Origin of the sequence: Paenibacillus sp. FSL L8-0158 (assembly GCF_038592965.1) — a bacterium.
GTDB lineage: Bacteria > Bacillota > Bacilli > Paenibacillales > Paenibacillaceae > Paenibacillus > Paenibacillus polymyxa_D.
The window spans coordinates 2,394,056-2,406,536 of sequence record NZ_CP151949.1; the positions used below are offsets into that span (position 1 = coordinate 2,394,056).

Genomic DNA, 12,481 nt, shown 5'->3' on the forward strand with positions numbered 1-12,481 from the left:
GAAATGGCACGTGTATTGGTCGTTGATGATGATCCGCATATTCGCGAACTGGTCGGACACTTTTTGAGAATGGAGGGTCTGGAGGTAGTCGAGGCGGTGGATGGTTTGGACGCGATGCGCATTTTTGATCAAATCAAGGTCGATTTGCTTGTTCTTGATATCATGATGCCGGGAATGGATGGTTGGGAGCTGTGTCGTAAGCTGCGAGAGCAAACCGACCTGCCGCTGCTTATGCTTACAGCCAAAGGCGAGACGTCACAGATCGTGAAAGGCTTCGCGCTCGGAACGGACGACTATCTTGTCAAGCCATTCGACCCCATGGTGCTTGTCGCACGCGTGAAAGCTTTATTAAAACGTTATCGTATCATGGCTTCAAAATCAGTGACTGTCGGAGATCTTGTCCTGCGCAGTGATACATTTGAATGCCGGGCTGGGCAAGAGGAGATTACCCTGCCGCGCAAGGAATTTGAGCTGCTCTTCAAGCTGGGCAGCTATCCTGGTAAAACCTTTACCCGCGATCAGTTGATCGAACAGATCTGGGGTTATGATTATGAGGGAGACGAAAGAACGGTTGATGTCCATATCAAACGCCTTCGGGAACGGTTTCCGGAGGCAAGCCACTCATTCCGGATCAGTACGATCCGGGGATTGGGTTATCGGCTGGAGGTCAGGCAATGAAGCGAGAACCGGGATTCCTCCATATCCTTGCGAGACTCATGCTGGTGTTATTGGTGCTGTATCTCAGCTGGACTGCCGCGTTCTTTATTATGGAGGCGATCTATTCGCACATGTCATGGGCTCCCCATGGTTTGTTCGTCTTTCTTATGAATACGACGCTTGGCTTTTTCTTCTTCGGTATTATCAGCATGACGGTAAGGCGCTTCTTCCAGCCTAGAGAACAGCACGCTTTTACCGAAATGATCGATGCTTTAAAACGTATTTCGCAAGGAGACTTTCACATTAATCTGGATTGGGATCTCGGCGGGCGGAACGGAAAACATCGGAGGTCGCATCCTTATATACAGTTGGTGGACAGTATCAATGATATGGCTGCAAATCTGAAGGCTATGGAAAAGCTGCGGGAGGAGTTTATTTCAAACGTATCCCATGAAATCGGCTCACCGCTGACCTCGATAATCGGATTCGCCAAGGCGCTCAAGGACGAGAATCTGGATCGTGAGCAGCGAGACCGGTATTTGACGATCATCGAGACGGAGTGTATTCGTCTATCCAAGCTAAGCGATAATCTCATGAAGCTGGCGATTCTGGATTCGGAGCGGCATCCGTTTCGTCCGTCCCTTTATCGGCTGGACAAGCAGCTGATTTCGCTTATTCTCGCCTGCGAACCGCAATGGGAGGCTAAAAAAATCGAGATGACTGTTGAAGTGGATATAGTTGAGATCAACGCGGACGAGGATCTGATGGGCCAGGTTTGGGTAAATCTCCTTCACAATGCCATTAAATTTACACCACAGGGTGGAAGCATATCTGTTTCTCTTTCAAGTAACGGTGATCAGGCGGTTATCTGCATTGCGGATACGGGGCAGGGCATCAACGAACAGGATCAGCAGCGTATTTTTGAACGATTTTATAAAGCCGACCAGTCACGGGCTCGAGCCGCAGGTGGCAGCGGCTTGGGACTTTCCATTGCCTATAAAATAACAGAGATGCATACCGGTTCTATCTCTGTATCCAGCAAGGTGGGAGAAGGGACAGTATTTACAGTTATGCTCCCGCTGCGCCAGAAAGTAATGAAAGACAGCAGCAACTGTGAAATGTACACCGGCACAGTAATATAAAAAGGAGCGCCTTCAAAGCCATAAACGGCTGAAGGACGCTCCTTTTTAGTTCCCATACTTATACTCTTATGGCATATGCGTATGTGCTCAGGACTTAGATGTATTTACCGGCTGCATCTCCTGTATAGCTTCTTTCAAGCTTTGTGAGCATTGCTCATAGAGCTGTTTTCTTTGTTGCTCACTGGAACCAGATGCGAGTTTTTGTAACTCCGTTGTGCATTGTTCCAGCAAAGTCAGCACAGCTTGATTCGAATCCTGCACCTTGTTTAGCTGTACATTATCACTATACTGGTCAATGTACAGTTCTCCTTGCGGGTCCACCTGCGCGAAAAACACATCTTTGACCGTTAGACTCTTTTCCTTTAGCTTGGCATCCAGCCATTGTTGAGTAATCCCCATATATGCCATTTGTTGCTCCATAAGTTGCCCATCCATAATGACTGCTGTGGGTTCCTTCTCCGGTAATTGCTGTATATTCAGATCCTTAAGCGTTACAGGCTGCCTGTCTTTGGTCAACAGCACGTTGATCTCACCGCTGGTCTCCATAATGGCAAATTCTACGTCTGCTACCTTGAATGCATTTTTGCTCCGCAACTGTTCCATGAGTTCATCCAGGGTAAGCCGTTCCTTTTTCAGATTATCCTCTAAAATTTTGCCGTCTTTGATCAGGATCGTCGTCTTTCCATCTGATAAATCTCTGACTTTCTTGCTTTTAATTTGCAAGTATTCAATGCTAAGTGTTGTCAGTACCCATACGGCTAAGGATACAGTCCCCAAGTACCAGGAGGATTCACGTTCCAAAGGAATAGAAGCCGCCAAGTTACCGATGGTGATTCCAGTTATATATTCGAACAAGGAAAGTTGCGATACCTGGCGTTTTCCAAGAATCTTGGTGATCACAAAAAGAATTACGATAGCTAGTAATGTACGTAAAGCTACAATGGTCCATTCCTGCATTTGTCCAACCTCATTTCATTTCGCCACAAAAGCGCTACTATTCCAAGGATGTCCGCGTCAGAGCCCATTTAAACTCCAATTCATCTAATTTTTAATAAACCGAGCTGCCAACAAACCGATTGATTACGATATAAAATTAAAATTTTCTATCGTTGAATTAGCAATGTCTATTACACAAGCGATTGACGGAAAAGGGGCGGCAGGATACATTATGAATATAATTCTTATTTAATTAATCGGAATTATAAACATTAAGCTCACGGAGGTATGTATATGTCGTCCAAACCTAAAGTTGTATTGTGGAGTAAAGCCGGCTGTCATTTTTGTGGAGAGATCAAATCGTACCTGGAATCCCAAAATCAGCCGTATGAAAATATCCAGGTGGACGGAAATGATGCGCTGCGTGACGTGCTGGAGACCAAATATGGTATTCGTTATGTCCCTGTTGTCGAAGTAGGCGGGGACAACAAATATGAAGCACTGCTCAACCCGAATCTGGAAGAGTTGGGTAAAGTGCTGGAAAGTTACAATCAAGCGGTATAAGCCGAAGGATAACCATTATGTTCAGAGAGGTGGAAGAGTTATGGCTAAGAATAGACAAATTAAATTTGGTGCGATTATTCACGGTGTTGGGGGAAGCATGACAACTTGGCGTCACCCTGAAGTACCTGCGGACGCGAGTGTTAACTTTGAATTTTATAAAACGCAGGCGCAAAAGGCAGAGGAAGGAAAGTTTGACCTCGTATTTATCGCAGATGGCTTGTTCATTAACGAAAAATCCATTCCCCACTTTCTGAACCGTTTTGAACCGATTACGATTTTGTCCGCTTTGGCTGGGGTGACGAAGCATATCGGGCTGGTCGGCACACTGTCGACTTCTTATAGCGAACCGTTCACGGTAGCACGCCAGTTTTCTTCCATTGATCATATTAGTGGAGGTCGTGCAGGCTGGAATGTGGTGACTTCCCCGCTGGAAGGCTCTGCCCTTAACTTTAGTAAAGGCGAGCACCCGTCGCATCCGCAGCGCTACAAGATCGCCGAGGAATATTTACAGGTTACCAAAGGACTATGGGACTCGTGGGAAGAGGATGCGTTCATTCGTGATAAGGAAGCCGGCGTATTCTTTGATCCTGAAAAGCTGCATACATTGAACCATAAAGGTGAGTTTTTCTCTGTGCAGGGTCCGCTGAACATTGGACGATCCAAGCAGGGACAGCCGGTTATTTTCCAGGCAGGTTCCTCGGAGGATGGCAAAAACCTGGCCGCCAAGGAAGCGGATGCTGTATTTACAGGACATGAAACATTAGAGGAAGCGCAGCAGTTTTATCGTGATGTGAAAGAACGTGCGGTACGTTATGGTAGATCCGAAGAGGATATTGTCATTTTGCCGGGCATTTCGCCGATTATTGGCAGCACGACGGAGGAAGCGGAACGTAAGTATGAAGAGATCACTAATCTGGTGACGATTGAGGCTGCGTTAAAATATTTGGGACGTTTCTTCGATCATCATGATTTCTCACAATATCCGCTGGATGAGCCATTCCCTGAGCTTGATGGTATTGGCAGCAATGCGTTCCGCAGCGGTACAGATAAAATCAAACGAGTAGCCAAGGAACAAAATTTGACCTTACGCGAAGTTGCGTTGCGTTCAGCTACACCGAGAACCTCTTTTATCGGAACCGCTGAGCAGGTAGCGGATCGAGTGCAGGAATGGTTCGAAAGAAAAGGAGCAGACGGATTCATCATTGGTTCTGATGTGCCATCGGGTCTGCATGACTTCGTAAATCTGGTTGTGCCTATTTTGCAGGAACGCGGTATTTACCGTCAGGATTATGAATTTAGCACACTGCGTGAAAACCTGGGCGTGCCTATTCCTGAGAACCGCTATACAGCAGCCAGATCCAAAGTGAAGGTTGACGCATAACAGAAGGAGGAAAAAATATGTCCAAGGTTGTCATTCTATCAGGCAGTCCGTCTACACAATCCCGTTTATACGGCTTGATTAACTATACAACGGAGCAGTTGCAGCAGGCTGGAGCGGAGGTCACATTACTGAATGTGGTCGACTTGCCAGCGGAGGATCTAGTCACAACTAACTTTAACAGCCCCGACATCACAGCATCACTTGCGCTGATTGCAGCAGCGGATGCCGTCATTGTGGCTTCTCCAGTCTATAAGGCGTCCTATTCAGGACTATTGAAAACATTCCTAGATTTGGTTCCGCAGGAGGGACTAAGAGGGAAACCGGTCCTGCCTTTATTTATCGGAGGCACACTGGCTCACCTGCTGGTCATTGACTATGCATTGAAGCCGGTTATTAATGCATTGGGCGGAAGACATATTCTTGGCGGTGTGTACGCAGTGGATCAGTGGGTCGAACGTCTGCCAGATGGAGCGTACGGGTTGTCCGAAGAATTGGTTGCACGGTTGGGACGTTCTGTTAAAGAACTAAATGAGCTATTAAAATTATAGATATTTTCAATATGTCCATTGACAGGTCGTTCAGTGAGTTTTATGATACAAAAAAACCAAGTTAACATATTGGATAAGTGTATATAAAACTTACTGGGGGACTTGCGTATGAATATCGATAATATGGAAGCCTTTGTATACGTGAATCATTATGGGAGCTTTAATAAGGCGGCAGAAGCCTTGTTCTTGTCCCAGCCCTCTGTCACAGCCCGGATTCAGACGCTAGAGCGCGAGCTAGGATGCAAGCTGTTCGACCGCCAAAGCAAGCAAACGGTTTTGACGGAGGATGGACGAAAGTTTCTTCCTTATGCGGAGCAGATGCTTCAGGTGCTGCAAAAAGGGAAGCAAAAGCTCCAACAGCGTAAAAAAGCCCCTCAGCAAATTCGAATTGGCTGCACGATATCGGTGTCGAACTACATTATTCCTGAAATATTAAAGCAGCTTCGTGCCCGTTATCCAGAGGTTAACTACAAAATTGTGACGGCTACGACGGATCAACTGCTACATAAACTGTTGAACCGTGAGGTAGACATTAGTTTTGTCCGTAAAGTGATGCATCCGGCTATCCGTACGCTTGCTTTTTATGAAGATCCGATTTCCCTGTATGTATACGACGGCCATCCGTTTATGAAGACAGGAAAGGCCAGCATACAGGATATTCAACGTGAAACACTGGTGTTTTTTGAATGCGGATCACTAGATTGGATGAGAATTCATCGCGCTTTTGAATCACTGGAGCAGCCACCAGACATTGCTTTTCAGGTAGACAATGTGGTCACGGCCAAAAAGCTGGTATTGGAAGAAGCGGGTATTGCCTTCTTGCCAGATGTCTGTGTGAACCGTGAAGTAAAAGATCAGAAACTGTTCCGTATCCATGTTCCAGAGGTAGCTGGGGTGTCGATGCAGATTAGCATAATAGCGACCAAAGAAGACTGTGCAGTGACCTCGGATTTTGCAGATGCACTGACAGAAGGTTTCCGGGGTGCTGTTTTGTTATAGAAAAGTTCTATAGCTTGGTGGATTGACGTATAGGTTTCCAGGTGTTAAATTAGTCACATCCTAAAACCTATTAAACTCATAGGAATTATGAATTATTGAATGTTGTAGCTACCATGTATGTCGCAAACTGCTGATATACAAAGAGATGAGGGGGATTCATATGAAAAAGTGGTTTGCAATATTGTCTGTTATGGCAATCATCCTGGTGTTGGCAGGCTGCGGTTCCTCAGATAACGCGTCTAGCGCGTCAGGTTCGAGCGGAGACGTGAAGAAAATTATCGTAGGCACAGGTACTCAATTCAAAAATGTATGCTTTATTGACGAAAACGGAAATTTAACAGGTTTTGATGTGGAGCTGATTAAGGAGCTGGACAAGCGCCTGCCTCAATACGAGTTTGAATTCAAAACGATGGACTTTGGAAATTTGCTGCTAAGTCTCGATGCCGGCAAGATTGATCTGGTATCGCATCAAATGGAAAAAAACCCGGAGCGCGAAGCCAAGTATCTGTTCAACAAAAATCCGTATAGCATTTTTCTGAACAGAGTCGCTGTAGCGAAGGATAACAATACCATTCATTCCATTGATGATTTGAAAGGGAAAAAGGTACTCACCAGCCCAACCAGTAATGCGGCGTATGTGCTAAAAGAATATAACAAAACCCACGGAGATGCTCTAAATATCGTTTATACGAGTGGTGCAGCCAATGATACGGTGCAACAAATTACAAGCGGCCGTATAGATGCTACTGTTACGACAGACTTTGCGAACCGTTTTAACACCGATGAAAAAGGAGAAGTAGCTCTGAAAACCGTGGGTGATCCTTTGACTCAATCGGATGTACTGTATGTATTGAACAAAAATGAGCAAGGGTTGGCGGATGACTTGGACAAAGCCATTCAGGAAGTGAAGGACGATGGTACGCTGTCGAAGCTGAGCATTAAATGGCTTGGAGAGGATTTCACGAAGTCTCTGGAAGATGTGAAAAAGGAGGGTACCAGCAGTAAGAAGTAAGGATAGACTTGGACATTTCAGCGGTCAGGGTACTCTATGTATTCTGACCGCTGATGTATAGAAAGGAGGCAGGCATATGAGCAGAGAGTTCAATATTGACTATGTTTTTAGCTTTATCCCGAAAATGCTGTCTTACTTACACATCACCTTGTTTATTGTAGCAAGCTCGCTTGTATTGGGGCTTATCATTGGTCTGTTGGTTGCGCTGCCTCGCATGTATAACATTCCATTTTTTAAACGTGTTTCTCAAGTGTATGTTTCCTTTTTTCGCGGAACACCTATTCTAATCCAATTGTTTCTGGTGTATTACGGCCTGCCAGAGCTACTAAAGCTGGTGGATATCAATTCCTCCAGATGGGATGTGCTGTGGTTTGCCGTAGCAACCTACGCGCTCAATAGTGGAGCCTTTATTTCCGAAATTATCAGGTCAGGAGTAGAGGCTGTAGATCGGGGACAAATCGAGGCTGCACAGTCCGTCGGCATGTCAGGCTATCAGACCTTTACACGTATCATTATGCCGCAAGCGCTGGCTGTCGTGGTTCCGGTATTTTCCAATCTGGTGATTGGCAATCTGAAGGATACTTCGCTGGCATTTACGATCGGAGCGATGGAGATGACAGGGAAATCACAGACATTAGGGTCGGCTACCCAGCATTTTGTTGAAACCTACATCGCGTTATCCCTTATTTATCTGGTGATCAGTCTGATTTTACAAAAATTGTTCAGGGTGCTGGAAAATACGCTTCTCCGGCATGAGCATCGGGATGAAGTGCAGAAAGAACCCGAAAAACGAAAAAGTTTTGTGGTGCGCTACCTGAGAAGTCCTCGTCTGAGTAAAGGAGGTAAAGGCATATGAGTCTGGATTTTGGATTTATATATACTGCCTTTTTAGGGTTGTTCTCCGCGTTGCCCAACACCTTAATGATTACGGTGGTTTCTGTACTGGCAGGGTTGGTCATCGGTATGATAACGGCGCTGGCGCGAATCTATAAGGTTCCTGTGTTGTCCCAGGTTTCCCACGGTTACGTTACCTTTATCCGTGGCACACCGATGCTGATGCATTTGCTGCTTATTTATTTCAGTTTGCCTTTGTTAATTGATGCGGGAGCGAAGCATTTCGGCTGGCCGCTGCAATCCAAAGATGTTCCTTATATGGTATTTGCACTCATTTCGTTTTCCATTACCAGTGGCGCGTATATGTCTGAGGTCGTCCGTTCTGGAATTCAATCGGTCAACAAGGGGCAGATCGAGGCGGCTTATGCTGTCGGGATGACGACGTGGCAAGTGCTGAGACGGATTGTATTTCCGCAGGCATTCGTGGTGAGTTTGCCAAATCTGACGAATTCCGTTATTGGGATGCTTCATGGCTCTACCTTGGCTTTCACGGTTTCTGTCACAGAAATCCAGGCACAGGCTGAAATTCTGGCATCTACCAACTGGAAATATTTGGAGGTATATATCGCAGCTGCACTGCTATTTTGGGGCTTGACGGTATTGATTGAGCGAATATCTGGGTTGGTGGAGAAAAAAATCAATGTGTTTAATGGAGGTCGAGCATCATGATCCGTCTGCAAAATATTACGAAGTCGTTCGGCAAACATGAAGTGCTTAAAGGCATTGATTTGACCGTGAACAAAGGCGAGGTCGTCGTTATTTTAGGCCCGAGCGGTTCAGGAAAAACGACTCTGCTACGCTGCATTAATTATCTGGAAAAGCCGAATGATGGGGAAGTCAGCATTGGAGATTTTACAGTGAACTGCAAGCGACCTGCGAAGAAGGATGTTTTGGCTCTACGCCAAAAGACGGCTATGGTTTTCCAGCAATACAATTTGTTCAAGCATAAAACAGCACTGGAAAATGTCATGGAAGGACTTGTCGTTGTCCGCAAGGTCAAGCAGGAGGAAGCGAAAAAAATTAGCATTGAAGTGCTGGAAAAGGTCGGTCTGGGTGAAAAGCTAAATCATTATCCAAGCCAGCTATCCGGCGGGCAGCAGCAGCGTGTCGGCATAGCGCGTGCTTTGGCGCTGAACCCGGAAGTGATTTTGTTCGATGAGCCGACTTCGGCGCTGGACCCTGAACTGGTGGGTGAGGTGTTGTCGGTGATCCGCAAGATTGCGAAGGAAGGCATTACGATGATTGTCGTTACACATGAAATGGGCTTTGCGCGCGATGTTTCAAATCATGTGGTATTTATGGATGGCGGTCATATTATCGAGGAAGGCACACCGGACGACATTTTTAACCACCCCAAAGAGGAACGTACCCAACAATTCCTGAAACGGATTACACCGGAATATAACTATTCAATTTAGACGGGAGAGGGAGACATGAGTATTAAAATCGGAGTATTGGATCAAAGCCCTATACACGAGGGGGAAACGGCAGCGCAGGCCCTTCGTAATACGATTAAGCTAGCACAGCGTGTAGAGGAATTGGGTTTTACGCGCTTCTGGGTATCAGAGCATCACGATTCCGAGCAGGTTGCGGGCTCTTCGCCAGAGGTACTCATTTCCCACTTGCTGGCACGCACTGAGCGTATTAAAGTCGGTTCTGGTGGAGTGATGCTTCAGCATTACAGCCCTTATAAAGTAGCCGAAAACTTTAATGTGCTGTCCTCTCTTGCACCGGGTCGCGTAGATTTGGGAATCGGACGCGCACCGGGCGGGTTGCCGAAATCCACACAGGCGTTACAACGAAACGTTCATGATGCGCCTTCTCTCGAAGAAAAAATTGATGAAGTAAGTCGCTATATTCATAATATTCCGTCTGAAGAAGGACCGTTAGCCGGGTTACAGGCGAATCCGATTCCAGAAACACCGGCAGATATTTACGTTTTGGGTACAAGTACAGACAGTGCTGGAATTGCTGCGCGTTTGGGGTTGCCCTACGTTTTCTCGCAATTTATCAATAGTAATGAGCAGGTTGCATTGGACTCATTCCGTACGTATCGGGCGTCTTTCGATTATAGTTATGGACGTGAGCCGAAAGCTCTTTTTGCGCTTTCAGTCATCGTAGCGGACACTTCCGAGGAAGCTGCAGAGTTAGCAGGGGAGCACAAGCTGTACAAAATTCATCTGGCCAGTGGCAAGACGGCTACGGTGGGCACGTTGGAAAGTGCAGAAAAGTTTGGCAAGCAATCGGGTGAAGAATATACAATTGAAGCTACACAAGCGCAAATTAACAAAGGGAATAAAGACGAAATTTATGCTGTCCTGACGGAAATTCAAGCGAAGTATCAGGTCGATGAGCTGATCGTTACGACAGGAATAAGAGATATACACAAGCGCGTGCGCTCGTTCGAGTTGTTGCATGAAGCTTTTGCCGGATTGCCTGTGCAGTCCTAGAAATTGTTGGTCTGAGAGAATTGTAACTATTTTGGGTTCACGAAGGAGGAATAGGGATGAGTGGATCAACCGGAACGAAGGAGCAGGTTTTGGAGCAGAAGCTGGTGGACATTCGCCGCCATCTTCATCGAAATCCCGAGCTATCTAACGAGGAGGTTGAAACTACCGCCTTTATCCGTGGTCTGCTGGAAGAACAGAACATAACGATTCTGGATGTGCCGCTGCGTACCGGATTAGTAGCGGAAATTGGCGGACGGCAGGAGGGACCAACTGTCGCGCTTCGTGCAGACATTGATGCGTTACCTATTCAGGAGGAAACGGGATTGCCTTATGCTTCGATGCATCCCGGCAAGATGCATGCCTGTGGGCATGATTTTCATACCGCGTCCTTGTTAGGAGCAGCCATACTCCTGAAGCAGCGGGAGCAGGAGCTGAAAGGCACGGTTCGACTGGTGTTCCAGCCAGCTGAGGAAAAGGCCAAAGGCGCTGCCCAAGTGCTGGATAGCGGTGCGTTGGCAGGGGTGCACGCCATATTTGGCCTGCATAACAAGCCAGACCTGCCCGTAGGCACGGTCGGCATCAAAGAAGGTCCGCTAATGGCAGCGGCGGATGGTTTTTACATCGAGGTGGAGGGTCTGAGCACACATGCGGCAGTGCCGCATGCAGGGATTGACCCCATCGTGGTATCGTCACATATCATTACGGCGCTGCAATCTATTGTGAGTCGGAGCGTTAATCCGCTGGATATCGCGGTCATTAGCGTCACGAAGCTGCACAGTGGCAACGCCTGGAACATCATTCCTGACCGCGCCCATTTGGACGGAACAATCCGCACATTTGACGAGAATGTTCGCGCTCAGGTGACTGAACGCTTCGAGCAGGTCGTAAAAGGTGTTGCCGATGCTTTCAGCACGAAAGCAACCATCCGCTGGATCGAGGGTCCGCCACCTGTTCTGAATGACGGTAAGTTGGCCGCTATCGCGGAAGAGGCGGCGGAAGCGGTCGGTCTGGATGTCGTTCGTCCCATACCATCCTCGGCGAGCGAAGATTTTGGGTTTTATCAGAAGAACATCCCAGGTGTATTTGTCTTTGTCGGCACTGAGGGAAGCCAGGAATGGCATCATCCTGCCTTTGATTTGGACGAACGTGCGTTGCCGGGAACAGCGAAGCTACTGGCTTCACTGGCTGAATCAGCATTGATATCCATAGAGTAGAGCATGAGCCTAGCGGTGGTTTTCCTGTGCCAACTATTATGTGGGCCGGGAATTCTCCCAAAATAACAGAGTGGATACCTGGATGTTGCGTTATACCTGGAGCTAGGTTAAGAAGGATACCTCTCGTTTTCCTACCCGCTAAAAAATTACTAGAGTAGTGTGAAAAAGCTTATAAATAGAGCCGTTTATTCCAAAATCAAATTCTGCGATGGAATTGATTCAGTGAATAAACGGTTTTTTCATTTTGGCCTGAGACAGGTACACAATGGGTCCAATATGATTTTGATCAAGAATATACGGTATCCCAAACGGATGTCTATTGGTTTAAAGATGGCGGTGGCATTGATGTTCCTAAGTCTTACAAGATTAAGTATTGGAATGGTCGCAGCTGGTCCAATGTCAAGCAGGCTAATGGATTGGGTGCTTCGGCAGACCAGTATAATACAACTACTTTTACGCCTGTAAAAACAACGAAATTAAGAATTGAAATGGTATCCAAAGGTTCAGCATCCACAGGAATTTTAGAGTGGAAAGTAGCAGCTAACAAACTTTAAACATTATACTATTTGACCCAAGGTTGTCTCCTGCGATATTTGTGGGAGACAACCTTTTTGAATTCATAGCTGAACAGTTAAAGTCTGGTGAGATCAGGCTTTTTTTGCGCTTTGATTATAGCGCTTGTTT

The 12,481-nt window shown here is 46.6% G+C and carries 13 protein-coding genes and 1 pseudogene; 13 read left to right on the forward strand and 1 reads right to left on the reverse strand.

What is annotated here, in order from left to right; all coding sequences use genetic code 11:
- Positions 1-3 precede the first annotated feature (3 nt).
- Positions 4-678, forward strand: a complete 675-nt coding sequence (locus tag NSQ68_RS11075) for a response regulator transcription factor (RefSeq protein WP_342428829.1) — start codon at positions 4-6, stop codon at positions 676-678.
- The gene (locus NSQ68_RS11080; RefSeq protein WP_342428830.1) at positions 675-1,799 is read left to right on the forward strand and encodes a HAMP domain-containing sensor histidine kinase; all 1,125 of its coding nucleotides are present in this window, start codon (positions 675-677) and stop codon (positions 1,797-1,799) included. Before NSQ68_RS11075 ends, NSQ68_RS11080 begins: the two co-directional genes overlap by 4 nt.
- An 87-nt stretch (positions 1,800-1,886) precedes the next feature.
- Here the strand turns inward: NSQ68_RS11080 and NSQ68_RS11085 are convergent, their stop codons facing one another.
- Positions 1,887-2,756, reverse strand: a complete 870-nt coding sequence (locus NSQ68_RS11085; protein ID WP_342428831.1) for a DUF421 domain-containing protein — start codon at positions 2,754-2,756, stop codon at positions 1,887-1,889.
- Between the two features lie 273 nt (positions 2,757-3,029).
- Here NSQ68_RS11085 and NSQ68_RS11090 point away from each other — a divergent pair, with 273 nt between their 5' ends.
- The 11 genes and pseudogenes from NSQ68_RS11090 to NSQ68_RS11140 all read left to right on the forward strand — a co-directional run.
- The gene (locus tag NSQ68_RS11090; RefSeq protein ID WP_342428832.1) at positions 3,030-3,299 is read left to right on the forward strand and encodes a glutaredoxin family protein; all 270 of its coding nucleotides are present in this window, start codon (positions 3,030-3,032) and stop codon (positions 3,297-3,299) included.
- A gap of 40 nt (positions 3,300-3,339) precedes the next feature.
- The gene (locus tag NSQ68_RS11095; RefSeq protein ID WP_342428833.1) at positions 3,340-4,680 is read left to right on the forward strand and encodes an LLM class flavin-dependent oxidoreductase; all 1,341 of its coding nucleotides are present in this window, start codon (positions 3,340-3,342) and stop codon (positions 4,678-4,680) included.
- Positions 4,681-4,697: 17 nt separating this feature from the next.
- Entirely contained in the window at positions 4,698-5,228 is a 531-nt protein-coding gene (gene ssuE / locus NSQ68_RS11100; protein ID WP_342428834.1) for an NADPH-dependent FMN reductase, read from the forward strand.
- Positions 5,229-5,336: 108 nt separating this feature from the next.
- Positions 5,337-6,227 carry a LysR family transcriptional regulator gene (locus NSQ68_RS11105; RefSeq protein WP_342428835.1) on the forward strand — a complete coding sequence of 297 codons (891 nt, stop codon included), beginning with the start codon at positions 5,337-5,339 and terminating at the stop codon, positions 6,225-6,227.
- A 160-nt stretch (positions 6,228-6,387) separates the two neighbouring features.
- Positions 6,388-7,239 (forward strand): transporter substrate-binding domain-containing protein, encoded by an 852-nt coding sequence (locus tag NSQ68_RS11110; protein WP_342428836.1) that lies wholly within the window; start codon positions 6,388-6,390, stop codon positions 7,237-7,239.
- Positions 7,240-7,315: 76 nt separating this feature from the next.
- Positions 7,316-8,095, forward strand: a complete 780-nt coding sequence (locus tag NSQ68_RS11115; protein WP_342428837.1) for an amino acid ABC transporter permease — start codon at positions 7,316-7,318, stop codon at positions 8,093-8,095.
- The gene (locus tag NSQ68_RS11120; RefSeq protein WP_029519120.1) at positions 8,092-8,802 is read left to right on the forward strand and encodes an amino acid ABC transporter permease; all 711 of its coding nucleotides are present in this window, start codon (positions 8,092-8,094) and stop codon (positions 8,800-8,802) included. The genes NSQ68_RS11115 and NSQ68_RS11120 overlap by 4 nt, the downstream gene beginning before the upstream one ends.
- Positions 8,799-9,551 (forward strand): amino acid ABC transporter ATP-binding protein, encoded by a 753-nt coding sequence (locus NSQ68_RS11125; protein ID WP_029519121.1) that lies wholly within the window; start codon positions 8,799-8,801, stop codon positions 9,549-9,551. Before NSQ68_RS11120 ends, NSQ68_RS11125 begins: the two co-directional genes overlap by 4 nt.
- A 15-nt stretch (positions 9,552-9,566) precedes the next feature.
- Positions 9,567-10,583 carry an LLM class flavin-dependent oxidoreductase gene (locus NSQ68_RS11130; protein ID WP_165147282.1) on the forward strand — a complete coding sequence of 339 codons (1,017 nt, stop codon included), beginning with the start codon at positions 9,567-9,569 and terminating at the stop codon, positions 10,581-10,583.
- A gap of 56 nt (positions 10,584-10,639) precedes the next feature.
- The gene (locus NSQ68_RS11135) at positions 10,640-11,797 is read left to right on the forward strand and encodes an amidohydrolase (protein ID WP_340932053.1); all 1,158 of its coding nucleotides are present in this window, start codon (positions 10,640-10,642) and stop codon (positions 11,795-11,797) included.
- A gap of 8 nt (positions 11,798-11,805) precedes the next feature.
- Positions 11,806-12,351 (forward strand): annotated as a pseudogene (locus tag NSQ68_RS11140) (discoidin domain-containing protein); the annotation flags it as partial.
- Positions 12,352-12,481: the final 130 nt, after the last annotated feature.

Bases quoted from the DNA above. Each gene is read 5' to 3' on its own strand.
- NSQ68_RS11105 (WP_342428835.1), top strand. From the start codon at position 5,337: ATGAATATCGATAATATGGAAGCCTTTGTATACGTGAATCATTATGGG.
- NSQ68_RS11110 (WP_342428836.1), top strand. From the start codon at position 6,388: ATGAAAAAGTGGTTTGCAATATTGTCTGTTATGGCAATCATCCTGGTG.
- NSQ68_RS11075 (WP_342428829.1), top strand. From the start codon at position 4: ATGGCACGTGTATTGGTCGTTGATGATGATCCGCATATTCGCGAACTG.
- NSQ68_RS11125 (WP_029519121.1), top strand. From the start codon at position 8,799: ATGATCCGTCTGCAAAATATTACGAAGTCGTTCGGCAAACATGAAGTG.
- NSQ68_RS11130 (WP_165147282.1), top strand. From the start codon at position 9,567: ATGAGTATTAAAATCGGAGTATTGGATCAAAGCCCTATACACGAGGGG.
- NSQ68_RS11090 (WP_342428832.1), top strand. From the start codon at position 3,030: ATGTCGTCCAAACCTAAAGTTGTATTGTGGAGTAAAGCCGGCTGTCAT.
- ssuE (WP_342428834.1), top strand. From the start codon at position 4,698: ATGTCCAAGGTTGTCATTCTATCAGGCAGTCCGTCTACACAATCCCGT.
- NSQ68_RS11115 (WP_342428837.1), top strand. From the start codon at position 7,316: ATGAGCAGAGAGTTCAATATTGACTATGTTTTTAGCTTTATCCCGAAA.
- NSQ68_RS11135 (WP_340932053.1), top strand. From the start codon at position 10,640: ATGAGTGGATCAACCGGAACGAAGGAGCAGGTTTTGGAGCAGAAGCTG.
- NSQ68_RS11080 (WP_342428830.1), top strand. From the start codon at position 675: ATGAAGCGAGAACCGGGATTCCTCCATATCCTTGCGAGACTCATGCTG.
- NSQ68_RS11085 (WP_342428831.1), bottom strand. From the start codon at position 2,756: ATGCAGGAATGGACCATTGTAGCTTTACGTACATTACTAGCTATCGTA.
- NSQ68_RS11095 (WP_342428833.1), top strand. From the start codon at position 3,340: ATGGCTAAGAATAGACAAATTAAATTTGGTGCGATTATTCACGGTGTT.
- NSQ68_RS11120 (WP_029519120.1), top strand. From the start codon at position 8,092: ATGAGTCTGGATTTTGGATTTATATATACTGCCTTTTTAGGGTTGTTC.